The 26,448-nt window shown below is 61.0% G+C and carries 26 protein-coding genes and 1 tRNA gene; 11 read left to right on the forward strand and 16 right to left on the reverse strand.

The window, feature by feature from the left end; genetic code table 11:
- The first annotated feature begins 4 nt into the window (after positions 1 to 4).
- Positions 5 to 1,414: a circularly permuted type 2 ATP-grasp protein gene (locus ACXX81_RS04690; RefSeq protein ID WP_209983880.1), complete on the forward strand. Its 1,410-nt coding sequence runs from the start codon at positions 5 to 7 to the stop codon at positions 1,412 to 1,414.
- A 114-nt stretch (positions 1,415 to 1,528) separates the two neighbouring features.
- Positions 1,529 to 2,332 (forward strand): transglutaminase family protein, encoded by an 804-nt coding sequence (locus ACXX81_RS04695; RefSeq protein WP_209983878.1) that lies wholly within the window; start codon positions 1,529 to 1,531, stop codon positions 2,330 to 2,332.
- A gap of 25 nt (positions 2,333 to 2,357) precedes the next feature.
- On the opposite strand, the gene ACXX81_RS04700 is transcribed toward ACXX81_RS04695, so the two are convergent.
- Positions 2,358 to 3,164 carry a cytochrome c gene (locus tag ACXX81_RS04700; RefSeq protein ID WP_458571289.1) on the reverse strand — a complete coding sequence of 269 codons (807 nt, stop codon included), beginning with the start codon at positions 3,162 to 3,164 and terminating at the stop codon, positions 2,358 to 2,360.
- A gap of 717 nt (positions 3,165 to 3,881) precedes the next feature.
- Here ACXX81_RS04700 and ACXX81_RS04705 point away from each other — a divergent pair.
- Complete coding sequence (locus tag ACXX81_RS04705) at positions 3,882 to 4,604, forward strand: amidotransferase (protein ID WP_209983874.1); 723 nt, start codon at positions 3,882 to 3,884, stop codon at positions 4,602 to 4,604.
- Here ACXX81_RS04705 and ACXX81_RS04710 read toward each other — a convergent pair.
- From ACXX81_RS04710 to ACXX81_RS04720, 3 genes are all read right to left on the reverse strand, one after another.
- Positions 4,601 to 5,572: a magnesium and cobalt transport protein CorA gene (locus ACXX81_RS04710; RefSeq protein ID WP_209983872.1), complete on the reverse strand. Its 972-nt coding sequence runs from the start codon at positions 5,570 to 5,572 to the stop codon at positions 4,601 to 4,603. The two genes, ACXX81_RS04705 and ACXX81_RS04710, sit on opposite strands and share 4 nt — an antisense overlap.
- A gap of 88 nt (positions 5,573 to 5,660) precedes the next feature.
- Entirely contained in the window at positions 5,661 to 6,401 is a 741-nt protein-coding gene (locus tag ACXX81_RS04715) for a lysophospholipid acyltransferase family protein (RefSeq protein WP_209983869.1), read from the reverse strand.
- A gap of 214 nt (positions 6,402 to 6,615) precedes the next feature.
- The gene (locus tag ACXX81_RS04720) at positions 6,616 to 7,308 is read right to left on the reverse strand and encodes a crotonase/enoyl-CoA hydratase family protein (RefSeq protein WP_209983866.1); all 693 of its coding nucleotides are present in this window, start codon (positions 7,306 to 7,308) and stop codon (positions 6,616 to 6,618) included.
- A gap of 319 nt (positions 7,309 to 7,627) precedes the next feature.
- On the opposite strand from ACXX81_RS04720, the gene ACXX81_RS04725 reads away from it, so the two are divergent.
- Positions 7,628 to 7,717, forward strand: a tRNA-Ser gene (locus ACXX81_RS04725).
- Between the two features lie 164 nt (positions 7,718 to 7,881).
- Here the strand turns inward: ACXX81_RS04725 and ACXX81_RS04730 are convergent.
- From ACXX81_RS04730 to ACXX81_RS04740, 3 genes are all read right to left on the reverse strand, one after another.
- Entirely contained in the window at positions 7,882 to 8,217 is a 336-nt protein-coding gene (locus ACXX81_RS04730) for a hypothetical protein (RefSeq protein ID WP_057009237.1), read from the reverse strand.
- 308 nt (positions 8,218 to 8,525) lie between these two features.
- Positions 8,526 to 9,104 carry a DUF4337 domain-containing protein gene (locus ACXX81_RS04735; RefSeq protein ID WP_209983808.1) on the reverse strand — a complete coding sequence of 193 codons (579 nt, stop codon included), beginning with the start codon at positions 9,102 to 9,104 and terminating at the stop codon, positions 8,526 to 8,528.
- A gap of 55 nt (positions 9,105 to 9,159) precedes the next feature.
- Positions 9,160 to 9,525 (reverse strand): DUF2784 domain-containing protein, encoded by a 366-nt coding sequence (locus ACXX81_RS04740; protein WP_209983806.1) that lies wholly within the window; start codon positions 9,523 to 9,525, stop codon positions 9,160 to 9,162.
- Positions 9,526 to 9,635: 110 nt separating this feature from the next.
- Between ACXX81_RS04740 and ACXX81_RS04745 the strand changes: the two genes are divergently transcribed.
- Positions 9,636 to 10,322: an HAD-IA family hydrolase gene (locus ACXX81_RS04745; protein ID WP_209983804.1), complete on the forward strand. Its 687-nt coding sequence runs from the start codon at positions 9,636 to 9,638 to the stop codon at positions 10,320 to 10,322.
- A 17-nt stretch (positions 10,323 to 10,339) separates the two neighbouring features.
- Here the strand turns inward: ACXX81_RS04745 and ACXX81_RS04750 are convergent, their stop codons facing one another.
- From ACXX81_RS04750 to rloA, 8 genes are all read right to left on the reverse strand, one after another.
- The gene (locus tag ACXX81_RS04750; protein ID WP_458571290.1) at positions 10,340 to 11,068 is read right to left on the reverse strand and encodes an aspartate/glutamate racemase family protein; all 729 of its coding nucleotides are present in this window, start codon (positions 11,066 to 11,068) and stop codon (positions 10,340 to 10,342) included.
- A 31-nt stretch (positions 11,069 to 11,099) separates the two neighbouring features.
- A complete protein-coding gene (locus tag ACXX81_RS04755; RefSeq protein WP_057009232.1) occupies positions 11,100 to 11,834 on the reverse strand; it encodes a phosphoadenylyl-sulfate reductase in 735 nt (244 codons plus the stop codon).
- Positions 11,835 to 11,985: 151 nt separating this feature from the next.
- Positions 11,986 to 12,342 (reverse strand): helix-turn-helix domain-containing protein, encoded by a 357-nt coding sequence (locus tag ACXX81_RS04760; RefSeq protein WP_209983800.1) that lies wholly within the window; start codon positions 12,340 to 12,342, stop codon positions 11,986 to 11,988.
- Positions 12,342 to 12,644, reverse strand: a complete 303-nt coding sequence (locus tag ACXX81_RS04765) for a type II toxin-antitoxin system HigB family toxin (RefSeq protein WP_209983797.1) — start codon at positions 12,642 to 12,644, stop codon at positions 12,342 to 12,344. The genes ACXX81_RS04760 and ACXX81_RS04765 overlap by 1 nt, the downstream gene beginning before the upstream one ends.
- Before the next feature lie 226 nt (positions 12,645 to 12,870).
- Entirely contained in the window at positions 12,871 to 14,214 is a 1,344-nt protein-coding gene (gene pabB / locus ACXX81_RS04770) for an aminodeoxychorismate synthase component I (protein ID WP_209983795.1), read from the reverse strand.
- A gap of 192 nt (positions 14,215 to 14,406) precedes the next feature.
- Positions 14,407 to 15,393 (reverse strand): alpha-L-glutamate ligase-like protein, encoded by a 987-nt coding sequence (locus tag ACXX81_RS04775; protein ID WP_231421440.1) that lies wholly within the window; start codon positions 15,391 to 15,393, stop codon positions 14,407 to 14,409.
- Entirely contained in the window at positions 15,393 to 16,925 is a 1,533-nt protein-coding gene (gene rloB, locus ACXX81_RS04780; RefSeq protein ID WP_209983791.1) for an osmotic stress tolerance membrane protein RloB, read from the reverse strand. Before rloB ends, ACXX81_RS04775 begins: the two co-directional genes overlap by 1 nt.
- 5 nt (positions 16,926 to 16,930) lie before the next feature.
- Positions 16,931 to 17,467 carry a retropepsin-like aspartic peptidase RloA gene (rloA, locus tag ACXX81_RS04785; RefSeq protein ID WP_231421441.1) on the reverse strand — a complete coding sequence of 179 codons (537 nt, stop codon included), beginning with the start codon at positions 17,465 to 17,467 and terminating at the stop codon, positions 16,931 to 16,933.
- Between the two features lie 271 nt (positions 17,468 to 17,738).
- On the opposite strand from rloA, the gene ACXX81_RS04790 reads away from it, so the two are divergent.
- The 6 genes from ACXX81_RS04790 (at position 17,739) to ACXX81_RS04815 (ending at position 25,653) form a co-directional block, all read left to right on the forward strand.
- A complete protein-coding gene (locus ACXX81_RS04790) occupies positions 17,739 to 18,452 on the forward strand; it encodes a GntR family transcriptional regulator (protein WP_209983788.1) in 714 nt (237 codons plus the stop codon).
- A complete protein-coding gene (prpB, locus tag ACXX81_RS04795; RefSeq protein WP_209983786.1) occupies positions 18,449 to 19,342 on the forward strand; it encodes a methylisocitrate lyase in 894 nt (297 codons plus the stop codon). Before ACXX81_RS04790 ends, prpB begins: the two co-directional genes overlap by 4 nt.
- A 42-nt stretch (positions 19,343 to 19,384) precedes the next feature.
- The gene (prpC, locus tag ACXX81_RS04800) at positions 19,385 to 20,512 is read left to right on the forward strand and encodes a bifunctional 2-methylcitrate synthase/citrate synthase (protein WP_209983783.1); all 1,128 of its coding nucleotides are present in this window, start codon (positions 19,385 to 19,387) and stop codon (positions 20,510 to 20,512) included.
- Positions 20,513 to 20,636: 124 nt separating this feature from the next.
- On the forward strand, positions 20,637 to 23,231 hold the full coding sequence (gene acnD, locus ACXX81_RS04805; RefSeq protein WP_209983781.1) for a Fe/S-dependent 2-methylisocitrate dehydratase AcnD: 2,595 nt from the start codon (positions 20,637 to 20,639) through the stop codon (positions 23,229 to 23,231).
- Between the two features lie 10 nt (positions 23,232 to 23,241).
- Positions 23,242 to 24,432: a 2-methylaconitate cis-trans isomerase PrpF gene (prpF, locus tag ACXX81_RS04810; RefSeq protein ID WP_322214226.1), complete on the forward strand. Its 1,191-nt coding sequence runs from the start codon at positions 23,242 to 23,244 to the stop codon at positions 24,430 to 24,432.
- Between the two features lie 291 nt (positions 24,433 to 24,723).
- Entirely contained in the window at positions 24,724 to 25,653 is a 930-nt protein-coding gene (locus tag ACXX81_RS04815; RefSeq protein ID WP_458571291.1) for a hypothetical protein, read from the forward strand.
- Between the two features lie 65 nt (positions 25,654 to 25,718).
- On the opposite strand, the gene ACXX81_RS04820 is transcribed toward ACXX81_RS04815, so the two are convergent.
- On the reverse strand, positions 25,719 to 26,447 hold the full coding sequence (locus ACXX81_RS04820) for an alanyl-tRNA editing protein (protein ID WP_209983777.1): 729 nt from the start codon (positions 26,445 to 26,447) through the stop codon (positions 25,719 to 25,721).
- Position 26,448 lies beyond the last annotated feature (1 nt).

Below are 26,448 nucleotides of genomic sequence, written 5' to 3' on the forward strand. Positions count from 1 at the left end.
CGGCATGATCCGCACTTATTTCGACGAAATGTACGACGGGGCAGGGCAGGTACGCCCCCATTACCGCGAATTCGCCCGTTGGCTGGCGCTGACCCCGCCCGAACTGCTGGCCCAGCGTCGGCGCGAAGCCGATTTGCTGTTTCACCGTGCGGGTATCACCTTCACCCTCTATGGCGACGAGCAAGGCACTGAACGCCTGATTCCCTTCGACATCATCCCCCGCAGCATTCCGGCCAGTGAATGGCAGATTGTCGAGCGCGGCTGCATCCAGCGGGTCAAGGCGCTGAACTTGTTTCTTGCCGACCTGTATCACGAACAGCGCATTATCAAGGCGGGCATCATTCCCGCCGAACAGGTACTGGCCAACGAGCAATACCAACTGGCCATGCAGGGTCTGAATCTGCACCGTGACCTGTATTCACACGTCTCCGGGGTTGATCTCGTACGCGATGGCGACGGCACTTATTACGTACTGGAAGACAACCTGCGTACACCCAGCGGTGTCAGCTACATGCTCGAAGACCGCAAGATGATGATGCGCCTGTTTCCCGAACTGTTTGCCGCCCAGCGCATTGCACCGATCGATCATTACCCCAACCTGCTGCTCGACACGCTCAAGAGCGCCAGCCCCATCGACAACCCCAGCGTTGTGGTACTGACTCCGGGACGCTTCAACAGCGCCTTCTTCGAACACGCGTTCCTGGCCAGGGAAATGGGCGTTGAGCTGGTGGAAGGCGCCGACCTGTTCGTGCGCGATGACCACGTGTTCATGCGCACCACCGACGGGCCCAAGGCCGTGGATGTGATCTACCGTCGCCTTGATGACGCGTTTCTCGATCCGTTGGCATTCAACCCCGATTCCATGCTCGGTGTGCCCGGTCTGCTCGCGGCCTATCGCTGTGGCAATGTGGTGCTGGCCAACGCGATTGGCACTGGCGTGGCGGATGACAAGTCGGTGTACCCCTTCGTTACCCAGATGATCCGTTTTTACCTGGATGAAGAACCGATCCTGAAGAATGTGCCAACCTTTCAATGCCGCAAGCCTGACGAATTGTCCCACGTGCTGGCCAACCTGCCGCACCTGGTGGTCAAGGAAACCCAGGGCTCCGGCGGCTACGGCATGCTGGTCGGGCCGGCATCCAGCGCCGCCGAAATCGAAGCCTTTCGCGCACGCATCAAAGCCAAGCCCCACGCTTATATCGCCCAGCCGACCCTGTGTTTATCCACGTGCCCGACCTTCGTCGACAACGGCATCGCCCCGCGTCATATCGACCTGCGCCCGTTCGTGCTGTCCGGCAAGGAAACCCGCGTGGTGCCCGGCGGCTTGACGCGTGTGGCGCTGCGCGAGGGCTCGCTGGTGGTCAACTCGTCCCAGGGTGGCGGCACCAAGGACACCTGGGTGGTGGAGGACTGATGCCATGTTGAATCGAGCTGCCTTGCACCACCTGCGGGGAAACCTCCACGCCACCTTCATCCCCTCGGTGCGCCAGTTGGGCGACGCCATTTACGGTTCCTGCACGGAGGCCCCATGAGACTTTCCATCAGTCACGAAACCACCTACCACTACGAAGACCAGGTGCGCGCCAGCATCCAGTACCTGCGCCTTACACCCCACGACAGCGAGCGCCAGCAGGTCATCAGTTGGCAGCTCGACCTGCCGCGCCCGGTGCGCGCCCAGGTGGACCCGTTCGGCAACATTCTGCATGTGCTGACCCTGGATGAACCCCACGATGCAATCGTTATCCGTGCTCGCGGCCAGGTGGATATCGACGAGCTGCGTGAAGCGGAGCACGAGGGCCAGTCGGCATTTCCTTTCCTGCGCTGCACCCGCCTGACCGAGCCGGACGAGGCTCTGCGCGGCTTTGCCGACCAGCACTGTCATCAACGCCGTGACCGCAGCGCGTTGATCGACCTGATGCACGCGCTCAACCAGACCATGGTTTACACGCCTGGCGCCACCGAGGTCGATACCTGCGCAGCCCAGGCCTTCGCCGGCGGGGCGGGCGTGTGCCAGGATCATACCCACGCGTTCCTGGCCTGCGCGCGCAGCCTGGGGATTCCGGCGCGTTATGTATCGGGGTATTTATACAGCGAAGACAGCACGCACCTGGCCAGTCACGCCTGGGCCGAAGCTTGGCTGGAAGGCGCGTGGTACAGCTTTGACGTGACCAACCAGATGGCGCGGCCGGAGCGGCACCTCAAGCTGGCGGTGGGCCTGGACTATCTCGACGCCTGCCCGGTGCGTGGCATGCGCCGGGGCGGCGGGCAAGAGCAGATGCACGCCAAGGTGTTGGTGATGCCGACGCCGGTGATCGCTGTGCAGCAGCAATAATCGCACTGTTCCCACAGCATAAAACTCAGGGTTGGGATTTACGCCCGGCCATGTGCTTCAAATACCCCACCAGCAAATCCAGTTCGCTGTCGGGCAATACACTGGCGGCGAACGCCGGCATCTTCGCCTGTGGCCAGTGCCGCACGCTTTGCGGGTCGCGAATATAGTGCTTGAGAAAATCGCCGCTGAAATACTCGGTGGGGCTGTAGGGAATATTCAGGTCCGGGCCCACCTCTGCATCCCCGGCGCCATTGAGCCGATGGCAGGCCAGGCAGTTTTTCTGGAACAGCGCAAAGCCCTGGTTGATCGGATCATTCGCCGCCAGCTTCGGGTCGGGCAATAACGCCGGGAAACGCTCGGCCACGGTCTTCAACTGTTTGATGCGGGAAACCTGAAACGGCCACTGCTCCGGGCTGATCGGTCCCGCCTGCGGGTCGGTCCACACCAGGTAAAAAGGCCCGGCGCCAGGTTTGCCTGACGTCAGGGGTGGCCAGGGGTGGGCCGGGTCTTCCACCGCCAGCCAGGCGCGGGCGCCGGTTGTTTCCAGCAGGGGCGCGGCGCTGAGTTCGGCCGCAAACCCATCCAGGGCGACCGCCTGCAGATGACTCTGCGGCGCAAGCCCCGGCAGCAGTACCGCCAGCGGCACTGCGCGATATGTCATGTCGCGCTTGTAGGAAACGTCATCAATGATGTGCACCGTCTGCGCATCCGGGTGTTCGAGCAGCTCGGCGGTCTGCCAGGTCTTGCTGGTGTGGTCCAGTTCGATGGTCAATTGCGCGGCGCCGGCTGGCACGCTGAGCAGCAGGGCGAACAGCGCAAGGATCGTTTTCAACAGTGAGTCCGTTTTCAAGTGGCGATGACCTGCAAGATAGCGGAAATCAGCATGTAAAAAGACAGCCCCTGCAACGGGATCGCTATGCGCAATGCCTCGCAGGTGCTGTCAAAAACTGTAATTCTGATGCGGTGGGTGCACAGAACTCGTGGCTCGGATCGTTACCCGATAACCTTGGTTAAATTGGGCAGGATCAAAATCAATGTGGTGGCGAAAAGAATAAGTCCCGCCTGACGTACTTTCGAATGTTTGAACATGGCTGACTGCCTTTTGTTGTTATTCCTGAGCGTCAAATGCGTGCCGTTAAATTCAGTATCGCGATCTGGCGTGACATTTTTCTTACAGCTGCTCCAGCAAAACCCGGCAGCAACCTCTTACTGAGTTCAACCTTAGAGCGCTCGTTCTTGCAGTCTTAGACTCATTTCATATCAGACAATCTTAATTAGAGATTAAAAAGGCATAAGGCAGAACGCCATATTGGCGCCAATGCCTTGGCTAGACAGCTAAAACGATTAATCAGGTCATTCGCCCAGGTGCCTACCGTTCGTCCGGGCGCAGGGGGTCAAAGCAGTCAACGCATCCGCCATTGAAACCGTGTCAATCGGGCGTGAATAAAGGCGTACGGGGTGAATGCGCAGTTCTGCGCTTGCGTTGCAGGTATGTTTCAAGGCAGGCTCTGGGTGTTCATTATTCCCATCGCCGTGTCAGGTATTTTTTATGTCGCTACGCGTCTGCATTCTGGAAACCGATATCCTGCGCCCTGGCTTGATCGATCAGTACCAGGGTTATGGGCAGATGTTCAAGCGTCTGTTTTCCCGGCAGCCGATTGCTGCCGAGTTCGTCGTATACAACGTCGTGCAAGGCGAATACCCGCCGGATGACGAAACTTTTGATGCGTATCTGATCACCGGCAGCAAGGCCGATTCCTTCGGCACCGACCCCTGGATCCAGACCCTCAAAACGTATGTGCTGGAGCGTTACGCGCGCGGCGATAAATTGCTCGGCATTTGTTTTGGTCACCAGTTATTGGCATTGCTGCTCGGCGGCAAGACCGAACGCGCAAGCCAGGGTTGGGGCATGGGCATCCACGATTACACGCTCGATGCCAAGGCCCCGTGGATGAGCCCCGAGGTGCCCGAACTGACCCTGCTGATCAGTCACCAGGACCAGGTCACCACGTTGCCGGCCAATGCCACGGTTATCGCCTCGAGTGAGTTCTGCCCCATCGCCGCGTATCACATCGGCGACCAGGTGCTGTGCTTCCAGGGCCACCCTGAGTTTGTCGCTGACTATTCGCGCGAGCTGCTGGAAATTCTTCAGACGACTCTTGGGGAAAAGGTCTACACCCAGGGCGTCGCAAGCCTTGAGCGAGACCACCACGGCGCGACCGTGGCGGAATGGATGATGCGCTTCGTGGCGCACAAGCCCGAGTCGGCTTAAAGCCAGCCTGACCGCTTGAAGCTGGCCCACAGACTGATGCAGCCGGTGGCAATCAACCCGAGTACCGCGAAGTAGCCGTAGTGCCATTGCAGCTCGGGCATGTTCTGGAAGTTCATCCCATAAATCCCCGCCACCGCCGTGGGGAATGCCAGGATCGCCGCCCAGGCGGCGAACTTGCGCTGTACCACGCTCTGGCGTGACGCCTCCAGCAACACCCCGATCTCGATGGTCTGGCTGGCGATATCGCGCAGGGTGGTAAGGTCTTCCATCTGCCGCGTCACGTGGATCTGCACGTCCCGGAAGTACGGGCGCATGTTCTTGTCGATGAACGGGAAGCTCAGCTTCTGCAGTTCCTGGCTGATCTCCACCATCGGCGCCACATGGCGCTTGAGTCGCAGCACATCGCGGCGCAGGCCGTGGATCTTCTGGATGTCGCGCTCGCTCAGCGAGCTGCACAGCACGTTGCGCTCCAGCTCATCGATCTCGGCATGGATCGCCTCGCTCACGGGCTGATAGTTCTCGGTGACGAAATCCAGCAGCGCATAGAGTACGAAATCTTCCCCATGCTCCAGCAACAGCGGCCGCGCCTCACAGCGCTGACGCACAAAGCCGTAGGACGCCGAGTGACCGTTGCGCGCGGTGATGATGTAGCCATTGCCGGCAAAGATATGGGTTTCGATAAACTCCAGCTTGCCGTTCTCGCGCACCGGCGAGTAGGTGACGATAAACAGCGCATCGCCGAAGGTCTCGAGCTTCGGGCGGCTGTGCTTTTCCATCGCATCTTCGATTGCCAGTTCGTGCAGGTTGAACTGGCGTTGCAGGTTGGTCAGCTCCAGGGTGGTGGGCTCTTCCAGCCCGATCCATACAAAATGACCCGGTTTGGCGGCCCAGGCCGCGCCTTCATCAAGGGTGATATCCGTGACTTTCTTGCCATCGCTGTAGACGGCGGCTGCAACAACTCTACCCATGATGCTGATCACTTCTATCGTGAGGACAGGAGTTGGGCAGCTTAGTCTGATTGACGTTCCGTTGTTGCTCGATGACATTTCACGTCGTTCAGGTGTTCTTCAGGAGCGCGTGCTCTGCAATGTCACGGTCCATCTGCGCGATGCATTCATCCATCTGCGTCTGACATGCTTGCATCAAGGCCGGAATGTCATCCGTCGTCAGACCAATCGTAGGAATCGGCGGCAACGACCGTATGAGTACATCGCCACTGTTCCAGTGATTGAGTTGCATATGCGTGACGTAATTGCTCACGCACACCTGCACCACCGGCACACCCGCGGCAATCGCCATGTGAAAGGCGCCTTTCTTGAACGGCAATAAACCCTTGCCCAGGTTTCGCGTGCCCTCCGGGAACACCCAGATCGACGTGTCTTCATGTTGCAGGGTACGCGTGGTGGTGAGCATCGCCCGGCGCGCCTTGTGCGCATTGCCCCGGTCGATCAGCACATTGCCCGCCAGCCAGAACAGCTGGCCGAACAGCGGCACCCATTTCAGGCTCTTCTTGGCGATACACACGGTACGGTGGGGCACCACGGTGCCCAGCACAAACAGGTCGTAGTTGGACTGATGATTGGCGATCACCACGCAGGGCCCCGGTTTCTGACGCAGCGAGTCTACGTTCGCCTTTACATTCAGGCGCAGGATCCACATCGCCGGCACTGCGTACAGGCGGGCACACAAGCGACTGTTGTCCGGATTGAATGGCCGGCAAATACCCAACAGCACGCCTAGCACACCGGCGACCATGAAGTGCAGACCCATCAACAACATACGTAACAGAAACAGCATCGACACGGCCCATCGAGACAAAAGGTGGCGCAGTGTACGGATGTGCACTGTATTCGGCAATTGACCCTAAGGACGTCGGAGATAGCCGATGTTTAAGCACATGTTTCAACGATCGCTGACAAACCCCTTCTAGAGCGGCTAGGAAAGTTTCGGGTTCTCTTGTAAGAAAAAGCCCGACACGAGGTCGGGCTTCGGTGAGCGCTGTGCAGGAGGCTTAACTGAGGCCGTGGCTCTGGTCCTGGATGATTGCCTCATCCAGTGCCTCCAGCAGTGCCTTGCGTACCTTCAATTTGGTCTGCTTGTGCGCAGTCATATTGATCTTTTTCAACTGCCGCGCCGCTTCCAGGGCCGCCGCGTGCAATTCCTCAGGAGCCACCACCTTGTCGAGGAAACCCGCTTGCAGCGCACCTTGCGGGTCAAACATCTCGGCGTTGATCACCGAGCGGTGAAAGGCCGACTTGCGCAGACGGTCCCGCGCCAGCTCGATACCGGCGTGGTGCATGGTCATGCCGATCGCCACTTCGTTCAGGCCAATGCTGAACGGGCCCTCCACGCCGATCCGATAATCCGCCGACAGCAGCAGGAACGCGCCCTTGGCCACCGCATGCCCGGGGCACGCGACAATCACCGGGAACGGATGCGACAACAGGCGCCGCGCCAGCGTCGAACCGGAAGTTACCAGGCCGATGGCCTCCTTGGGGCCTGCGGTCATTACCTTCAAATCATAACCCCCCGACAGAATGCCCGGCGTCCCGGTGATGACCACCACCGCGCGATCCTTCTCGGCCTGATCCAGCGCCTCATTAAAAGCGCTGACCACCGCCGGAGAAATGGCATTCACCTTGCCGTTGCTCAAGGTCAGGGTCGCGATACCTTCTTCGAAGTGGTAGGCAATCAACTCACTCATGACGCGTTTCCTTGCAGGACTTGTTAGAGAAGAATGCAGCAGACGTTACCCACCACGCACGCCTCGGTAAAGCGCCGTGACTGACTACCCAGTCAGGCTTTTCCCACACCTGCAAGGGCAGACGGCCCGGAGCAGGGTGTGAAAGGCGAGTCAGAGCCATGCCACCAGTGCCCGAGAATGACACAATCACCGCCCCCGTCGGGGACGTCCTGACGGAGCGGTCTAACCGCATGAAAATTCTGAAAAAAACCTTTGCCATCAGAAAGGCTTTCGACTACATTAGCGCGCCTCGACAGACTGAACTGGTTTGCCGAGATACGGTGAAGTGTCCGAGTGGCTTAAGGAGCACGCCTGGAAAGTGTGTATACAAGAAATTGTATCGAGAGTTCGAATCTCTCCTTCACCGCCAAATTTGATGTAAACAAAACCCCTGGTTTCGAGAGAAATCAGGGGTTTTGTAGTTTCTGGCCCTTGAAAAGGCGCGTTCAGGCAGCTCGCAAAACCATGGGCCGTCCTCTGAGGTCTGGCCCATGATACGTCGCTTGCCAGAGTAATGACTCTGACGGTTCCTGCTTACTGCGCAGCCTTCAACTTGACCACATCACCCGAAATCTTCGTGGTATAGCCGCTCAATACCCACGCCCAGAACCACTTCTCCTGAATTTGTGTATTGATCAGCGCATCACCGCCTTTGGCCTGGATGGCGGCGGTCTGTGCACGCACGAAGCGGCTGTTCTGGCCGATCGGGATGATGCCGAACAGCATGATGCCGGTGGCGCTGGCTTCGCTGTGGCCCAGTACGGTGTACTGGCTGCTGTCGTATTGCGGGGATTTGATGGCGGTGCCGGTGCAGCCGGCGAGGGTGAAACCGAGAACGGCTGCTGCAACTGCTTGACGGGCGTACTTCACGGGTAACTCCATGGGCTGAATATCGAGATTCAATTCTCGAAGGCGCGACACTCTAATGGCGTGAAGGCCGGATTGAAATCCGTCGTGGGAAATTTCCTGGGTTTCTGTGGCGAGCGGGCTTGCCCCGCGTTGGGGTGCGAAGCGCCCCCAATCGAGCAAAACGCGGTGTACCTGATACGGCTCAGCGCCTGGCTTTGGGGCTGCTGCGCAGCCCAGCGCAGGACAAGCCTGCTCGCCACAGGGAGTCTGCGCTTAACTGAACGGCATTAGGGCAAGCTCGCTCGCCACAAAGCGCGTCACGCCTTCAATCAGAGATGCAACCAGGCCAGGCTGCCGAGTATCACGGCCACGCCGCCGGCGGTATACGACAGGCGCTTGAGCCATTCCTTGCGCGTGAGCAAGGTAATCGCCGCCAACGAAATCGCGATCTGGATCGCGGTCATCGCCTGTGCCCAGCGGTGGTGCTGGTGCAGGGCCTCCTCGGACTTGTCATTCCATTCCCTGGAGGTGGCTTCAAGTTTTTCCGCCTGCTTGCGTACTTCCTCCTTCTGGCCTTTATAGCGCTGGATTTCGTCGCTGTAGTGGGCGACGTCGACACCGGGGATGTGCGTGGCCAGTTCGGCCAGATTCTGGCGGCTGGATTTGGCCTGGTAGTAATTCCACTGGTTGGCCGCTTCGGTCTTGAAGATGGCGGCGTTGTTCTTGTCCATCGCGGCTTCGCTCTCGGTGGAGCCGGCCTGATAGCTGAGCATGGCGCCGAGGGTGGCCATCAGCGCGGTCATCACGGCGATGCGGCTGGCGAACCTGTCTCCGCGGCCGTGGGCATGTTCTGTGGTGTGTTCGATGTGCTTTTCGTGGGGGCTGGGGACTTCGAAAGCTTCTGACATGGGGGGCGGCTACAAACGAACTGAGGGAGTCTGATTCTTCACTGGCGAGGCTGTCTCAAGCCTGTCCGTAACGTCGGAAAATTCGCCCATACACCGCGATATTGACCAGTAGTACCAAGGCACCCAGGCCCAGTTGAATCTGCGGCGTCAGCCCGGCCGGGTAAATCAGCGTGAGGATGTAACGCTCGACAAAGCCCCCGCCGTAGCCGTCCTGCCCGGCCAGGTGGCGAAACAGGTTTTCCCAGCGGGTCAGCGGGCAGGGCAGATGAAGCACCTCGACAACAACGCCCCACGCGGCTGCCGGCAGGTGCAACCAGAGGATCGGTCGCCATTTCAAGGCGAGCAGCCCGCCGAACAGCGCGAACAGGATGAAACACAGGTGGAACAGCACGAGGCCATCGGCGGCCAGACGGTAGAGCATCGTGGATCACTCTGTAAGGGGAGAACCTAACAGTCTAAAGGGTTGCTTGCAGGCAAGCGTGGCCGCTATTGTGCTGCATCCCTCCAGTCAGTCCCCAGGATCCTTCTCCGATGAGTGCACCGCGTACCGCTGTCCCGATCAAGGCCGTGATTTTCGATATGGACGGTTTGCTGCTGGACACTGAAGGCATCTACACCGAAGTCACGCAGATCATCGCTGAGCGCTATGGCCGCACCTATGACTGGGGGATCAAGCAGCACATCATCGGGCGCGGTTCACAGGATCTGGCGGATTACGTCGTCAAGGCGCTGGACCTGCCGATCACTCCGGCCGAGTTCCTGGAGATCCGCGAGCCGCTGATGAGCGAGCGTTTTCCCAAGGCTTTGGGCATGCCCGGCGCCGAGGCGTTGGTGCGGCATTTGAAGGCGCATGACATTCCGATTGCCGTGGGCACCAGTTCGTCGCGAAACTCGTTTGGCCACAAGACCACCTTGCACCGCGAATGGTTTGGCCTGTTCGACACCATCGTCACGGCTGACGACCCGGAAGTCGGTGCCGCCAAGCCCGCGCCGGACATCTTTCTCACTGCCGCCCGCCGCCTGGGTGTGGCGCCGCAGGATTGCCTGGTGTTCGAAGATTCGCCGTTCGGCGTCACGGCCGCCAAAGCTGCGCAGATGACGGCCATTGCGGTGCCCGATGAAGCCATGGCCGACAGCAAATACCAGCATGCCGACCAGATCATCCGCAAGCTGGCGGACTTCGACCTGGCTGCCTACGGCCTGCCGCCTCTGCCCTGAACAGGCACCGTCGTTCTTCAGCGGCTGAACGTGCCCGGCCAGCCGATGATTTTCTTCGGCCTTGGCGTCGCGTAGGTGCGTACCTTTGACGTCGACAAGCCCAGGCGCACAAGGCCCTCGGCAATCGTCACCGCCGCCGTCACGCCGTCCACCACCGGCACGCCGGTGCGCTGGCGGATCTGTTCGTCCAGGCCCGCCATGCCGCCACAGCCCAGGCAGATGACTTCGGCCTTGTCTTCGGCAATCGCCAATTGCGCCTGGCGCACGATGGCCTCCATGGCGGCCAGCGGATCCTCTTCCAGTTCCAGCACCGCCATGCCACTGGCACGCACCGACGCACAACGCTGATACAAGCCGGCGAGTTTCAGCCGGTCTTCAATCAGCGGCACGGTGCGGTCCAGGGTGGTCACCACCGAATACGCATGGCCCAGGAACATCGCCGTGCTGGCGGCCGCTTCGGTGATGTCCACCACCGGCACGTTCAACAATTCCTGCAGCCCCTCGCGGCCATGCTCGCCATAGCCGGACTGGATCACCGCATCGAACGGCTGGTCGTAGGCCATCACCCGGTCCATCACCGCAATGGCCGCCAGGTAGCTTTCGAAGTTGCCTTCTACCGACTCGGCGCCAAAGTACGGGGTGAGTCCGACGATCTCCGTGCCCGGAGAGGCCACGGTCCGCGCCTGCTGGGCGATGGCGTCGGTGATGGATTCGGTGGTGTTGACGTTGACCACGAGGATGCGCATGAAACCTCCTTGATGAGTGACAGACGTCGCCTCAAGCCTTGCTGATGATATTCCCGGCATGCAGCCCGCATTCCTTCTGCGTTGCCTCTTCCCACCACCAGCGACCTTCGCGCTCATGCTGATTCGGCAACACCGGGCGCGTGCACGGCTCGCAGCCAATGCTGATAAATCCGCGCTCATGCAGGCTGTTGTACGGCAGCTCCAGCATGCGGATATAGCCCCAGATTTCCTCACTGGTCATCTGCGCCAGTGGGTTGAACTTGTACAGGGTGCGTTCCGGGGTGGAAAAGGCCGTGTCGATTTCCAGTGCGGCCACCTGGCTGCGCGTGCCGGGGCTCTGGTCGCGGCGCTGGCCGGTAGCCCAGGCGCTGACGCCGGACAATTTGCGGCGCAGCGGTTCGATCTTGCGTATGCCGCAGCACTCGCCATGGCCGTCGCGGTAGAAGCTGAACAGGCCCTTTTCCTTGACGAAGGGTTCCAGTTTGCTCTGGTCCGGCGAGATCAGTTCGATGTCGATTTTGTAGAAATCGCGTACCTGCTCGATAAACCGGTAGGTCTCCGGGTGCAGGCGGCCGGTGTCGAGGCTGAACACCTTGACGTTCTTGTTCAGCTTCCAGGCCATGTCCACCAGCACCACGTCTTCGGCACCGCTGAAGGAAATCCACAGGTCATCACCGAACTGGCTGAAAGCCAGCTTGAGAATGTCCTGGGCAGACTTGTTGGCATAGGTCGTGGCGAGTTCAACGACGTCGAAGGCTTGGTTCATCAGGACGGTTCCTACAGGTCAGTGGCGCTGAGCGCTCTATAGGGGAGCGATGGTATCAAAATCAGCCCCGGGGTGCGGCGCTGCGCTTGAGCCATCGGGCCCGCCAACTGGCTGCGGGCATTCGGCGGTCCTGATGTGAAGCCCGTTCTGCTCAAACGCCTGCCAGCAGCCGCTCATAAGGAATGCTCAGGCCATCGTGCAGGCGCTTGATCATGGCCAGGCTCAACTTGCGCTTATGATTCAATACTTCCGAGACCCGCCCGCTGGTGCCGATAAAGGGCTCCAGGTCGCGGGCCGTCAGGCCCATTTGCTCCATGCGAAATTTGATCGCTTCCACTGGATCCGACGCCGGCATGGGGAAATGTTCCGCTTCGTACTTCTCGATGAGCACGGCAAGAATTTCCAGTTCGTCGCCCTCGGGTGAGCCGATCTGCGCTCCCCATAGCTGTTCCACCCGCGCGAGCGCGGCGGTCAGGTCTTCAGAGGAATGAATGGGTTTAATGTTCATTACACGGTCTCCGCGTTGATTTGATCGTATTGCGCGTGAGTGCCTACAAAACGTATGAACCCAAGCTGGCGCTGATAATCGATGGCCATGATGACTCGATATTTGTTGCCGCCTACGTTGAAGACGACCCTGCCGGCCTTGAGAATGCTCGCTGTTCTGAGGGTTGCCTTCAGTGCCTGTGGTGTCGGGTAGGTAGCGTTCTCCATGTACCGATACAGTTCGACCAAAGGCGTCCTCGCGTCGGCATGGTTTGGGTGGCTTTCCCAGAACCGTCGCAAGGTTGATAACGCGATTATTCGCATCGTGCAGACCTCCCGATTTGGGAGATGTTAGGCATGGGCAGGTGGAGATGCAACTCCGGAAACAAATTCTCACGAGTAAGCAGTCGCATATGTGATCCTTCACCGGCGCGTATAGGCAGTAGCCGTCGACGCTATAGGCGTGCCGGCAGGTCGTCCATCCGCGTACTGATTCAGGCTTTTTCGTGCTTCGCGCTTCGTGAGGTCAGAGGCCGGATTGCCGGGGGGACTACAGATTTTCCAGCGTCTGTAACAAAACCCGTACCTTCGTCATCGACTCCTGGTACTCCGCCTCCCACTGCGAGTCGGCCACAATCCCGCCGCCACCCCAGCAGCACACCTGGTCGTCCTTGACCAGCAGGCTACGAATGGCGATCGAGCTGTCCATCTCGCCACGTACGTCCAGGTACACCAGCGAGCCGCAGTACAAACCGCGTCGAGTGGGCTCCAGCTCGTCGATGATCTGCATTGCGCGGATCTTCGGTGCGCCGGTGATGGAGCCGCCGGGGAAGCTGCCCGCGATCAGGTCGAGGGCGTCCTTGTCGCTTGCCAACTCGCCGGTCACGCTGCTCACCAGGTGGTGCACGTTGGGGTAGCTTTCGAGGCTGAACAGTTCCGGCACCTTCACCGACCCGGTGCGGCAACTGCGGCCGAGGTCGTTGCGCAGCAGGTCGACAATCATCAGGTTTTCGGCACGATCCTTAGGGCTGGCCAGCAGTTCGGCGGCGTTTGCGGCATCTTCCTCGGGCGTAAGGCCGCGCGGCCGGGTGCCTTTGATCGGCCGGGTTTCGACCTGGCGTTGGCTGATTTTGACAAAGCGTTCCGGTGACAGGCTCAGCACCGCGCCATTATCCGGCAGGCTCTGGAAGCCGGAGAACGGCGTCGGGCACGCCTCGCGCAGGGCGCAATAGGCCGCCCAGGGATCGCCCAGGCAGGGCGCGCGAAAGCGCTGTGCGAAGTTGACCTGGTAGCAGTCGCCGGCCTGGATATAGCTGTGGATGCGCGCGATGGCGTGCTGATAGGCCTCGGCACTGAGGTCCGCTGCCATGGGGCCACGCAGCTTGAAACTGGCGGTTGAGGCCACGACCGGCTGACTGAATACGGCAATCAGGCGTTGCCGTTCGCTCTCTGCCAGAGTCGGGTGAAACACCAGTTGGCTGGTCTGCACCAGGTGATCACTGACCAGCGCCCAGGCATACAGGCCCAGGCGTGCGTCCGGCAGGTGCAGGTCGTCCGCGGCCAACTGCGGCATCTGCTCCAGATGGCGGCCGAAGTCATAGCTCAAATAGCCGATCAGCCCGCCGGCAAACGGTAATTCATAACCGTCGGGCACGTTCGCTTCACCTAACCGGGTAAGGTTTTTGCGCAAGCGTTGCAGGAAATCGCTGCCGCTTTCATCCGGCGATACCGTGAGGGTGGCCTGCGGCCAGGCGCTCAGGAGGTCATATCGCCCGCGCTCGGCTGTCGGCCGGCCGCTGTCCAGCAGCACCGCGCCGGGTGCATGGCGGATCGCCGCAAAGTACTGGGCGGGATTTGCCTGGTAGGGCAACGGGTAAACGGAGCAGGTCGACATGCGGGGTGGATCAGCCAAGGCGCGGGGGAGGGGATTGTAGTCCGGCGTAGGATTTGCTCCTAGAGGCAATTGCCCGCAGACGACCCGTTCAGTGTGGGAGGGGCTTGCTCGAGAGGGCGGCGGATCAGTGACAGATGAACCGACTGACACAATGCGATCGGGAGCAAGCCTCCTCCCACATTGTGTTGGCGGTCAGCCTTCCACGGGCGGAATATGCCCGAACATCTCCTGCACAAACCTCACCCGTTCTTCCGGCGTTTCCGTCACGCCATCGGCTTTCAGGGTTTCCAGCCGCGCTTCCACGGCATGGGTGCGCAGGGTCAAACCGCAATCGTTGGCGATCTGGATGTTCAATCCCGGCCGCGCATTCAGCTCCAGGATCAGCGGGCCTTTCTCCTGATCCAGCACCATGTCCACACCGATGTAGCCCAGCCCGCACAGCTCATAGCAGCCGGCCGCGAGCTTCATGAAACCGTCCCAATTGGGCAACTGCACGCCGTCCACGGCGTTGGTGGTGTCGGGGTGCTTGGTGATGATGCTGTTCAGCCAGGTGCCGCGCAGGGTCAGGCCGGTGGCCAGGTCCACGCCCACGCCGATTGCACCCTGGTGCAGGTTGGCCTTGCCGCCGGACTGACGGGTCGGCAGGCGCAGCATGGCCATCACCGGGTAGCCCATCAGCACGATGATGCGGATGTCCGGCACGCCTTCGTAGCTGATGCTCTTGAAGATCTGGTCAGGCACCACGCGGTATTCGATCAGCGCGCGGTCGCGGTGGCCGCCCAGGGAATACAGGCCGGTGAGGATGCTGGAAATCTGGTGTTCGATTTCTTCATGGCTGATGATCTTGCCCGACACTGTGCGATAGCGCCCCTCAAAACGGTCTGCCACCACCAGGATGCCGTCACCGCCGGCGCCCTGGGCCGGTTTGATCACGAAGTCACTGCGCCCGCCGATGATCTCGTCGAGCTTGTCGATGCCTTTTTCGGTGGAAATCACCCCGTACATCTCCGGCACATGCAGGCCGGCGGCCATCGCGCGCTCCTTGGTGATGATCTTGTCATCCACCAGCGGATACAGGCTGCGCTTGTTGTACTTGAGCACGTAGTCGGCGTTGCGCCGGTTGATGCCCATGATCCCGCGCGCTTCGAGGGCCTTCCAGGTCTTCCAGAAACCGAACATTACTGGTCAGCCTTCAGGAAGGCCTTGAAACGCACCAGTTCGGTCAGGCGGTAGCCGCGATAACGACCCATCGCCAGCATGAAGCCCACCAGAATCAACAGGATCGCCGGGAAGGTGAACACGAAGTAGATCAACTCCGGCACGCTCATGATGATATGCGCCAGCGACGCCGCGAACAGCGTGCCGATCGCCACTTTCAGTGCGTGGTTGGCGCCGCGTTCCTCCCAGGTGATCGACAGGCGTTCGATGGTCATGGTCAGGATCACCATCGGGAACAGCGCCACCGACAGCCCGCGCTCCAGCCCCAGCTTGTGGCTGAACAGGCTGATGGCTGCGATCAGCACCACCACGAAGGTGAGCACCACCGACAGCCTGGGCAGCATTTGCAGCTTCAGGTGTTCCAGGTAGGAGCGCAACGACAGTCCCAGCGCGGTGATAATCGTGAACAGCACAATCCCGAAGCCCAGCTGCGTCTCGCGGAACGCCAGGGCGATCAGCACCGGCGTGAAGGTGCCCAGGGTCTGCAGGCCGATCAGGTTGCGCAGGATCAGGATCACCAGCACGCCAATCGGGATCATCACCATGATCATGAACGTCTGCTGGGTCTGCAGCGGCAGGCCGTACAGCGAGTATTCAAGGAAGTTGGCGTCGGTGTTCTCGTCCGTCAGCTTGGCCAGGCGAATCGCGTTCATCTCGCTGTTGTTCAGGCTGAAGGTCACCATGGCTTTCTTGCCACCGTCCACGGTGATCAGGTTTTCATCGCCGGTCCACCACAGCAGGCGGTCGGCGGGCAGGCCCTGTTCGCCGGTTTCCGGGTTGAAATACAGCCAGTCGTTACCGTTGAAGCTGCGCAGCCACAGTTCCGGGCTTTGCGGCTGGTCGGCGACCAGGCGAATGGTGTGGACCTTTTCCACCGGCACATGGGCGATGGACAGCAGCAGCTCGACGATCTTGGCCTTGTGCGCGGTGGACGGGTCGCCCGCCAGCAGCAGTTTCACGTTGTCGTCGCTGAGGTTGTTGGTGCGCTTGATCGCTTCGGTGATGAAGGTCTCGACGTCGGCCGAGTGCTGACGGATCGGCGCCAGCAGGGCTTCAGCGGCGATTTTTTCCGGGCCTTCCACGGCGATGCTGTCGCGGAAGGTCGGGCCCTTGACCTTGATCTTCTCACCGCTGTAACGCTTGGTCAGCACCAGGCGGTAATACAGAGTCTGGTTGCCCTTGGCGCGGCGCGCCGACCAGGTGACCTTGCGATTGCCATCGGTGCGGTTGACGCTGACCCCGTAGTTGTTCGAGATAAAACTCTCGTTAAGGCTCACGAAGTCGCGGCTCAGGGGCGGCACGAACATCTGGATCTTCACCGGGTCTTTCGGATTGGCGACAAACTCGACCTTGGCGTCGATGTTCCACAGATCGTCGGTGGCATCCTCGGTAACAGGAATGCCCAGCACGAAGATCTGGTAGCAGGTGACCGAAATACCCAGCACCACCAGGATGGTGATGAGAATTTTCAGGTGCAGGGTCAGAGAGCGCATTCGGTTTACTCGGCGGTATGAGCGTCGGCGGCGCAGGCAGGCTTGCCCGCTGCGTATTTAAGACTGGGGTCGACCAGCGCATCAAAGCGCTTCAGCGCTTCGGAGCCGATCAACAGCGGGTATTGGAAGGCACTTCGGTCAGTCAAGTTCACTTCTATGCTGCGTAAAGCGCTGCCCATGCAGATATTCAGGGCAATCACCGGACGGGCGGTGTAGTTCTTGTCTTCATCGGGGTCGTAGTCACCGGCGCGGCGCTTGATCTTGCTGACGCGGGCCAGGGGCCGTTCGATGGGGTGGGAATGGGCGGTATCGATCGCCAGGTAGAAGCGCACCCAGGATTCGCCGTTGCGCTTGAAGCGCTTGATATCGCGGGCGCTGAGGGAGGCGGTCTTGGCGCCCGTGTCCAGTTTGGCGGCCACTTCGAGGTCGATTCCGGCCAATTGCGCGTATTCGTTGAGGCCATACACGGTCTTCTCGGCAGCGACGCCAAAGCCCGGTACGGCCAGCAGGCACATCAATAAAAGGAAGGGCTTGAGTCTCATAGATCCTGAGGCGTGCAGTGCGATGTTCGATTCAAGGCGACTGGCATTGCTGCGCAAACTCCCTCGTGCGCCGTTTCATCCAATGATGTCAGGCAAAAGCGGCGGGCATTCTAACATGATGCTTTTTTGGCGCCAGCGCTGGCAGGCGGCCATGTCTGCTTGGAGCTCGTCGGAGGTTATTAGACGATTGTCGACAATATGGATTTATTCTTTGACTAATAGGGGGTGATTGGCTAGTTTTTGCCACATTGCTTTTAAAGGTGTCGACAATATGCTGGATCAGCTGCAAGCCCCGGTGCCGGCGCAGGACGATTCCCAGACCATGTCCGAGAACGTGTTCCGGCGTATCCAGGCCGCCATCGTCAAGGGCGAGATTGCCCCCGGCAGCAAGATCTCCGAGCCGGAGCTGGCGCGTACCTACGGCATCAGTCGCGGTCCGCTGCGTGAAGCGATCCACCGCCTTGAAGGCCAGCGCCTGCTGGTGCGGGTGCCTCACGTCGGCGCGAGAGTGGTGTCCTTGAGCCACGCCGAGCTGGTCGAGCTCTATGAAATCCGTGAGTCCCTTGAAGGCATGGCCTGCCGCCTCGCCGCCGAGCGCATGACCGACGCCGAGATCGAAGAACTGCGCCAGGTGCTGCACACCCATGAGCGCGACGAAGCGTTTCAGGCCGGCCTGGGCTACTACCAGCAGGAAGGCGACTTCGATTTTCATTACCGGATAATTCAAGGTGCCGGTAACCGCACCCTGACCCAAATGCTCTGCGGCGAGCTGTATCAATTGGTGCGCATGTACCGCATCCAGTTTTCCGCCACGCCCAATCGTCCACGCCAGGCCTTTGCCGAGCATCACCGCATTCTCGACGCGATTGCCGAGCGCGACGGTGAACTGGCCGAACTGCTGATGCGCCGCCATATCGGCGCTTCCAAACGCAACATTGCCCGTCACTTTCCCGACGGTTGCGCCCAATCACGAGGTGAGTCATGAGTTCCCACAATAAGCGTACGCCGGGCCAGCGTTTCCGTGACGCCGTCGCCAGCGAGCACCCCTTGCAGGTGGTCGGCGCGATCAACGCCAACCACGCCCTGCTGGCCAAACGCGCCGGTTTCAAGGCGATCTACCTGTCGGGCGGCGGCGTCGCAGCGGGCTCCCTGGGGGTGCCGGACCTGGGCATCACCGGCCTGGACGACGTGCTCACCGATGTGCGCCGCATCACCGACGTGTGCGACCTGCCGCTGCTGGTGGACGTGGACACCGGTTTCGGCTCTTCGGCGTTCAACGTGGCGCGCACCGTCAAGTCGATGATCAAGTTCGGCGCCGCAGCCATTCATATCGAGGACCAGGTCGGCGCCAAGCGCTGCGGCCATCGTCCCAACAAGGAAATCGTGTCCCAGCAGGAAATGGTCGACCGCATCAAGGCCGCCGTGGACGCGCGCACCGATGACAGCTTCGTGATCATGGCGCGCACCGACGCCCTGGCCGTCGAGGGGCTGGAGTCTGCCCTGGAACGCGCGGCCGCGTGCATCGAGGCCGGTGCCGATATGGTGTTCCCGGAAGCCATCACTGAACTGGACATGTACAAACTGTTCGCTGCCCGCGTCAAAGCGCCGATCCTGGCCAACATCACCGAATTCGGCTCGACCCCGCTGTACACCACCGAACAGTTGAAATCTGCGGATGTTTCCCTGGTGCTGTACCCGCTTTCGGCCTTTCGCGCCATGAACAAGGCCGCCGAGAACGTCTACACCGCGATCCGTCGCGACGGCACCCAACAGAACGTGATCGACACCATGCAGACGCGCATGGAGCTTTACGACCGTATCGACTACCACACCTTCGAACAGAAGCTCGACGCGCTGTTCGCCGCCAAAAAATAAACCTTGTGGCTCCCTGAACAACGACAAAATTGGAGAAACACCATGGCTGAAGCAAAAGTATTGAGTGGCGCCGGCCTGCGTGGCCAGGTGGCCGGGCAGACTGCGCTGTCCACCGTGGGCCAGGCCGGCGCCGGTCTTACCTACCGTGGCTACGATGTGCGTGAACTGGCCGCCGACGCGCAGTTTGAAGAAGTTGCCTATCTGCTGCTGTACGGCGAGCTGCCGACCCAGGCCCAACTGGCGGACTACAGCAAAAAGCTCGGCACGTTGCGCGACCTGCCGCAAGCCTTGAAGGAAGTGCTCGAACGCATCCCCGCCGACGCCCACCCGATGGACGTGATGCGCACCGGCTGCTCGTTCCTCGGCAATATCGAGCCGGAAAAAGACTTCAGTGCGCAGCACGATGTCACCGACCGCCTGCTCGCCGCCTTCCCGGCGATCATGTGCTACTGGTACCGCTTTAGTCACGACGGCCAGCGCATCGATTGCGTGACCGACGAACCGAGCATCGGCGGCCACTTCCTGCACCTGCTGCATGGCAGGAAGCCCAGCGACCTGCACGTCAAAGTGATGAACGTGTCGCTGATCCTCTACGCCGAGCACGAATTCAACGCCTCCACCTTCACCGCGCGGGTGTGTGCCTCGACCTTGTCCGACCTGTATTCCTGCGTCACCGCAGCCATCGGCTCGCTGCGTGGCCCGCTGCACGGCGGCGCCAACGAAGCGGCGATGGAAATGATCGAGCGTTTCGGCTCGGCCGCAGAAGCGGTGGAGGGCACCCTCGGCATGCTGGCGCGCAAGGACAAGATCATGGGCTTTGGTCACGCGATCTACAAAGACAGCGACCCGCGCAATGAAGTGATCAAGGGCTGGGCGAAAAAGCTGGCTGACGAAGTGGGCGATACCGTGCTGTTCCCGGTTTCCGAAGCCATCGACAAAACCATGTGGGAACAGAAAAAACTGTTCCCCAACGCCGACTTCTACCACGCCTCGGCATATCACTTCATGGGCATCCCGACCAAGCTGTTCACCCCGATCTTTGTCTGCTCACGCCTCACCGGCTGGGCGGCCCATGTGTTCGAACAGCGCGCCAACAACCGCATCATCCGTCCAAGCGCCGAGTACACCGGCGTCGAGCAGCGCAAGTTCGTGGCAATCGAACGTCGCTGAAGACCGTCGATCCCGAATTGGCAATCGGATCCCATGTGGGAGGGGGCAAGCCCCCTCCCACATGGGATCGCGTTCCAGTTCGAGCTCCGGCTTCCTTTGCAATCACCGTGACCGAGTTCTGACGATGAACACTGAATTTCGCAAACCGCTCCCCGGTAGCCGGCTGGATTACTTCGACACCCGCGCGGCCGTCGAAGCCATCACCCCCGGCGCCTACGCCACCTTGCCCTACACCTCCCGCGTACTGGCCGAAAACCTGGTGCGCCGCTGCGATCCGGCCACCCTCGATGCGTCCCTGCGCCAGTTGATCGAGCGCAAGCGCGATCTCGACTTCCCATGGTTTCCGGCCCGCGTGGTGTGCCATGACATCCTCGGCCAGACCGCGCTGGTCGACCTCGCCGGCCTGCGTGACGCCATCGCCCTGCAAGGCGGCGACCCGGCACAGGTCAACCCGGTGGTGCCGACGCAGTTGATCGTCGATCATTCCCTGGCCGTCGAAGCCGGCGGTGCCGACCCGGACGCGTTCGAGAAAAACCGCGCCATCGAAGATCGCCGCAACGAAGACCGCTTCCACTTTATCGAGTGGAGCAAAAAAGCCTTCAAGAACGTCGACGTGATCCCGCCGGGCAACGGCATCATGCACCAGATCAACCTGGAGAAAATGTCCCCGGTGATCCAGGTGCGCGACGGCGTGGCCTTCCCGGATACCTGCGTCGGCACCGACAGCCACACCCCGCATGTGGACGCCTTGGGCGTGATCGCCATCGGCGTCGGTGGCCTCGAAGCCGAGAGCGTGATGCTGGGCCGCGCGTCGTGGATGCGCCTGCCGGAAATCATCGGCGTCGAGCTGACCGGCAAGCTGTTGCCGGGCATCACTGCCACCGACATGGTGCTGGCGCTGACCGAGTTTCTGCGCAAGCAAAAAGTGGTCGGTGCATGGCTGGAGTTCTTCGGTGAGGGCGCTTCCAGGCTCACCCTGGGCGACCGCGCGACCATCTCCAACATGGCCCCGGAATACGGCGCCACGGCAGCGATGTTTTACATCGATCCGCAGACCATCGCCTACCTCAAACTCACCGGCCGTGAAGACGAACAGGTCGCCCTGGTCGAACAGTACGCCCGCCACACCGGCCTGTGGGCCGATGACCTGAAAGGCGCGCAATACGAGCGCGGCCTTACGTTCGATCTGTCCAGCGTGGTGCGCAACATGGCCGGCCCGAGCAATCCTCACGCCCGTGTAGCCACCCGTGACCTGGCCTCCAAAGGCATCAGCGGCCAGTGGGACGAAGTACCAGGGCAGATGCCCGACGGCGCGGTGATCATCGCCGCCATCACCAGTTGCACCAACACCAGCAACCCGCGCAACGTCATCGCCGCCGGCCTCCTGGCGCGCAACGCCAACAGGCTGGGGTTGACGCGCAAGCCGTGGGTCAAGTCGTCGCTGGCGCCGGGCTCGAAGACGGTGGCGATGTACCTGGAAGAAGCCGGTTTGGCTGACGAACTGGAAAAACTCGGCTTTGGCGTGGTGGCCTTTGCCTGCACCACCTGCAATGGCATGTCGGGCGCGCTGGACCCGGTGATCCAGCAGGAAATCATCGACCGCGACCTGTACGCCACCGCTGTGTTGTCGGGCAACCGCAACTTCGACGGGCGGATTCACCCGTACGCGAAACAGGCATTCCTGGCTTCGCCACCGCTGGTGGTGGCCTACGCGATTGCCGGCACCATCCGTTTCGACATCGAAAAGGATGTGCTTGGGCTCGACGCGCAGGGCAATGAAATCCGCCTGCAGGACCTCTGGCCCAGCGACGAAGAGATCGATGCGGTGGTCAAGGCCTCGGTCAAGCCGGAGCAGTTCCGCGCGGTGTATATCCCGATGTTCGCGATTCACGAAGACACCGGCCCCAAGGTGGCGCCACTGTACGACTGGCGCCCGCAAAGCACCTATATTCGCCGTCCGCCGTATTGGGAAGGCGCGCTGGCCGGGGCGCGGCCGCTCAAGGGCATGCGCCCGCTGGCGGTGCTGCCGGACAACATCACCACCGATCACCTGTCGCCGTCCAACGCCATCATGCTCGACAGCGCCGCCGGCGAATACCTGGCAAAAATGGGCCTGCCGGAAGTCGACTTCAACTCTTACGCGACCCATCGGGGCGACCACTTGACCGCCCAGCGCGCCACCTTCGCCAACCCGAAACTGTTCAATGAAATGGTGGTGGAAAACGGCAAGGTCAAGCAGGGCTCACTGGCGCGCATCGAGCCCGAGGGCCAGGTCACGCGCATGTGGGAAGCCATCGAAACCTACATGCAGCGCAAGCAGCCGCTGATCATCATCGCCGGCGCCGACTACGGTCAGGGCTCATCCCGCGACTGGGCGGCCAAAGGCGTGCGCCTGGCCGGGGTGGAAGCGATTGCCGCCGAAGGCTTCGAACGCATCCACCGCACCAACCTGGTGGGCATGGGCGTGCTGCCGCTGGAGTTTCTGCCGGGCACCGACCGTCACACCCTGCAGATCGACGGCAGTGAAACCTATGACGTGCTTGGCGCGCGCACTCCGGGTGCGCAGTTGACCCTGGTGATCAATCGTAAAAATGGCGAACGTGTCGACGTGCCGGTGACTTGCCGTCTGGACACCGCCGAAGAAGTATCGATCTACGAGGCGGGCGGCGTGTTGCAGCGTTTTGCCCAGGACTTCCTGGCATCGGCGGCAACCGCCTGAGGGACTGACCATGGCACATGCAGCGCAAATCAGAATCCCCGCCACCTACATGCGTGGCGGTACCAGCAAGGGTGTTTTTTTCAGTCTCCAGGACTTGCCCGTTGCGGCGCAGGTGCCCGGCGCCGCACGCGATGCCCTGCTGTTGCGAGTGATCGGCAGCCCCGACCCCTATGACAAGCAGATCGATGGCATGGGCGGTGCGACGTCCAGCACCAGCAAAACCGTGATCCTGTCCAGGAGCAGCCGCGCCGAGCATGACGTGGACTACCTGTTTGGCCAGGTCGCCATCGACAAACCCTTCGTCGACTGGAGCGGCAATTGCGGCAACCTGTCGGCGGCGGTCGGTGCGTTCGCCATCAGCGCCGGGCTGGTCGATGCCGCGCGCATACCGCACAACGGCGTCGCCGTCGTGCGCGTGTGGCAGGCCAATATCGGCAAGACCATCATCGCCCACGTGCCGATCACCGACGGCGCGGTGCAGGAAACCGGCGACTTTGAACTGGACGGCGTGACCTTCCCGGCCGCCGAAGTGCAACTGGAGTTCATCGACCCGGCGGCGGAAGAGGAGGGCGGTGGTGGTGCTATGTTCCCCACCGGCAACCTGGTCGACGAGCTGCAAGTGCCCGGCGTGGGGACCTTCAAGGCGACACTGATCAACGCCGGCATCCCGACGATTTTCATCGACGCCGCAGACCTCGGCTATACCGGCACCGAACTGCAAGGTGCGATCAACGGCGACCCCAAGGCCCTGGCGATGTTCGAGACCGTGCGCGCCCACGGCGCGTTGCGCATGGGCCTGATCAGCCACCTGGACGAAGCCGCCCAGCGCCAGCACACGCCGAAAGTCGCGTTCGTGGCGACGCCTGCGGATTATGTGGCGTCCAGCGGCAAGTCGATCAAGGCCGCCGACGTGGACCTGCTGGTGCGCGCGCTGTCCATGGGCAAGTTGCACCACGCCATGATGGGCACGGCGGCAGTGGCGATTGGCACCGCGGCGGCGATTCCCGGAACCCTGGTCAACCTGGCGGCAGGTGGCGTGGAGCGCAGCGCGGTGCGCTTCGGGCACCCCTCCGGCACCCTGCGCGTGGGCGCCGAGGCCAGCCAGGTGAACGGTGAGTGGGTGGTCAAAAAAGCCATCATGAGCCGCAGTGCGCGGGTGCTGATGGAGGGCTTCGTGCGCATCCCTGGCGACGCGTTCTAGAGCCAATTTCGTCCCGAAAACTGCCGACTCCCCCTGTGGGAGCGGCTTGCCCGCGAACGCGCCGGGTCAGCCAACATCAATGGTTGCTGGACTACCGCCTTCGCGGGCAAGCCAGCTCCCACATTTGATCTTCGTTGCCTTGAGCAGCCTGTTTTTTACTCGAAACAGGTTGCTACTTACGACTCCTGAACAGTACGGAACTTCTTCCGGGATAAACACCAATCAGGTAGCCATAAGACTTGCTCGAGCAGGCCTTGTGAACACCCACTACCTGAATCTTGGAAGGTACCTATGACCAGCGTAAATACTCAGTCACAAACGCCTTATACCGTCGGCTACGAAATGTCCCCCAATCCGGCGCCCATCCGTCGTGAGCACAGCGCTGAGGCCGCTGAATATTTGGCTGCTCCCCAGGACTCGACGCCGCCCCGTAGCGCCATGACGGCCCAGCAGCGCGGCCAATTTTCGGGTCACAGTGCACTGGTCAACACCGAGCAGGTGAAAGCCGCTGAACCAGGCCAGGTGACGAAACTGACCCTGCAAAACCAAGCGCTCAATGAGAAATTCAGCGCATTGGTCGCCAGGTTTGAGTCGATGATAAAAGGACTTCAGCAACAGATTGCCGACCTGACCCAGCAACTTGAACACCCGGAAAAAGCCACTCGGCAAACCCCTTTTGATAACGGTAGCCAAGTCAGGAATGCCGCAGTCGAGGGGCAGAACCTCGCTCAGACTCAAGATTCGACTCCCGTGCAACAGACACCCATGCAAGAGTCACCGCAAACGCAGTCGCCGCAGACTCTTGGTCTCGGAGCACTGAGCAGCCAAACCGATCAGTTTTACCAGAAGGTCGATGAGGCACTCAGGAAGCTCGCGGAATTGCTGATGGGACTGAGTCAACAAATTGATGGCTTGTTTCAAAAGATCAGCGGCACGGGTGCCTCCCCCAGCGATACTCCGACCATGCCGGCGGATAGCGACATGACCACTGAGTCGGACAGCATGCAGCCTAAAGTACCCGCCGCCAGGCAAAGCGAAGAAACGCTTCCGGCCACTCAGCCAGCAACGTCTGAGGCCCGCACCATCGAAGAACTGAAGAGACAAAACGAGCAGCTCAACACCCACCTTGATAACGCGGCACAGGCTTACGAGCAATTCATTGCACAACTTCAGCTGAAAGTTGACAGCTTGAGTCAGCAAGTCATTCAACAAAAGAAATAGGCTCCAGCACCCCGCCCGCCGGTATAGGAGTTACCTCCTGCACTTGGCGGCGTCAGTACCGATATTCATTCGAACCGCAGTATCACCCGACGGTTGTGCTTGCTCTTCTTCTCGATTTTCTCGCAGAACACCCGGCCGATCTCGTCGGTGTTGGCCACATGGGTGCCGCCGCACGGCTGGATATCCACGCCGGCGATGTCGATCACCCGCACCGAGCCCTGAATCACCGGCGGCGCGACTGCCTGGGTACGGGTGATCTGCAGCAGCGTGGCGTATTCCGACGCAGGCATCGACAGCGTTTTTACCTCGTGGGCCTGTTCGATCAGTGCGTTCAGGTCGCGGGTGATGCTGTCCTTGTCCAGGGTCATTTCCGGCAGGTCGAAATCCAGGCGGCCCTTGTCTGCGCTGATGCTGCAGCCGGTCACCGGCGCATCGATGATCGAGCACAGCAGGTGCAGGCAGGTGTGCATCTTCATGTGCAAGTAGCGCCGATCCCAGTCAATTTCCGCCTCCACCTGGACGCCGGCGATCAACTGCGCGGGACACTGGTGCACCTGGTGCCAGATGATCGCGCGCGATACCGGGTCGCGCACGGTGCCGATCACGTCGACGCGCGTGCCATCGGTCAGAATGAAGTGGCCGGTATCGCCCGGTTGTCCGCCGCCGGTGGGGTAGAACAGCGTGTGCTCCAGGGCGATGCCGTGTTCGCCGACGGCCCTTACCCGGGCGCTGAACGTGTTCTGGTAGGGCGCGCTGTCGAACAGCGCCAGGGTTTCCATGGAGTGCACAGACATG

Source organism: Pseudomonas sp. GNP013 (assembly GCF_054343995.1).

Bases quoted from the DNA above. Each gene is read 5' to 3' on its own strand.
- ACXX81_RS04765 (WP_209983797.1), bottom strand. From the start codon at position 12,644: ATGCGAATAATCGCGTTATCAACCTTGCGACGGTTCTGGGAAAGCCAC.
- ACXX81_RS04820 (WP_209983777.1), bottom strand. From the start codon at position 26,447: ATGTCTGTGCACTCCATGGAAACCCTGGCGCTGTTCGACAGCGCGCCC.
- acnD (WP_209983781.1), top strand. From the start codon at position 20,637: ATGAACACTGAATTTCGCAAACCGCTCCCCGGTAGCCGGCTGGATTAC.
- ACXX81_RS04710 (WP_209983872.1), bottom strand. From the start codon at position 5,572: ATGGGTAGAGTTGTTGCAGCCGCCGTCTACAGCGATGGCAAGAAAGTC.
- ACXX81_RS04720 (WP_209983866.1), bottom strand. From the start codon at position 7,308: ATGAGTGAGTTGATTGCCTACCACTTCGAAGAAGGTATCGCGACCCTG.
- ACXX81_RS04745 (WP_209983804.1), top strand. From the start codon at position 9,636: ATGAGTGCACCGCGTACCGCTGTCCCGATCAAGGCCGTGATTTTCGAT.
- ACXX81_RS04740 (WP_209983806.1), bottom strand. From the start codon at position 9,525: ATGCTCTACCGTCTGGCCGCCGATGGCCTCGTGCTGTTCCACCTGTGT.
- pabB (WP_209983795.1), bottom strand. From the start codon at position 14,214: ATGTCGACCTGCTCCGTTTACCCGTTGCCCTACCAGGCAAATCCCGCC.
- rloA (WP_231421441.1), bottom strand. From the start codon at position 17,467: ATGAGACTCAAGCCCTTCCTTTTATTGATGTGCCTGCTGGCCGTACCG.
- ACXX81_RS04715 (WP_209983869.1), bottom strand. From the start codon at position 6,401: ATGCTGTTTCTGTTACGTATGTTGTTGATGGGTCTGCACTTCATGGTC.
- prpF (WP_322214226.1), top strand. From the start codon at position 23,242: ATGGCACATGCAGCGCAAATCAGAATCCCCGCCACCTACATGCGTGGC.
- ACXX81_RS04790 (WP_209983788.1), top strand. From the start codon at position 17,739: ATGCTGGATCAGCTGCAAGCCCCGGTGCCGGCGCAGGACGATTCCCAG.
- ACXX81_RS04735 (WP_209983808.1), bottom strand. From the start codon at position 9,104: ATGTCAGAAGCTTTCGAAGTCCCCAGCCCCCACGAAAAGCACATCGAA.
- prpC (WP_209983783.1), top strand. From the start codon at position 19,385: ATGGCTGAAGCAAAAGTATTGAGTGGCGCCGGCCTGCGTGGCCAGGTG.
- rloB (WP_209983791.1), bottom strand. From the start codon at position 16,925: ATGCGCTCTCTGACCCTGCACCTGAAAATTCTCATCACCATCCTGGTG.
- ACXX81_RS04755 (WP_057009232.1), bottom strand. From the start codon at position 11,834: ATGAACCAAGCCTTCGACGTCGTTGAACTCGCCACGACCTATGCCAAC.
- ACXX81_RS04690 (WP_209983880.1), top strand. From the start codon at position 5: ATGATCCGCACTTATTTCGACGAAATGTACGACGGGGCAGGGCAGGTA.
- ACXX81_RS04705 (WP_209983874.1), top strand. From the start codon at position 3,882: ATGTCGCTACGCGTCTGCATTCTGGAAACCGATATCCTGCGCCCTGGC.
- ACXX81_RS04775 (WP_231421440.1), bottom strand. From the start codon at position 15,393: ATGTTCGGTTTCTGGAAGACCTGGAAGGCCCTCGAAGCGCGCGGGATC.
- ACXX81_RS04815 (WP_458571291.1), top strand. From the start codon at position 24,724: ATGACCAGCGTAAATACTCAGTCACAAACGCCTTATACCGTCGGCTAC.
- ACXX81_RS04760 (WP_209983800.1), bottom strand. From the start codon at position 12,342: ATGAACATTAAACCCATTCATTCCTCTGAAGACCTGACCGCCGCGCTC.
- ACXX81_RS04695 (WP_209983878.1), top strand. From the start codon at position 1,529: ATGAGACTTTCCATCAGTCACGAAACCACCTACCACTACGAAGACCAG.
- prpB (WP_209983786.1), top strand. From the start codon at position 18,449: ATGAGTTCCCACAATAAGCGTACGCCGGGCCAGCGTTTCCGTGACGCC.
- ACXX81_RS04750 (WP_458571290.1), bottom strand. From the start codon at position 11,068: ATGCGCATCCTCGTGGTCAACGTCAACACCACCGAATCCATCACCGAC.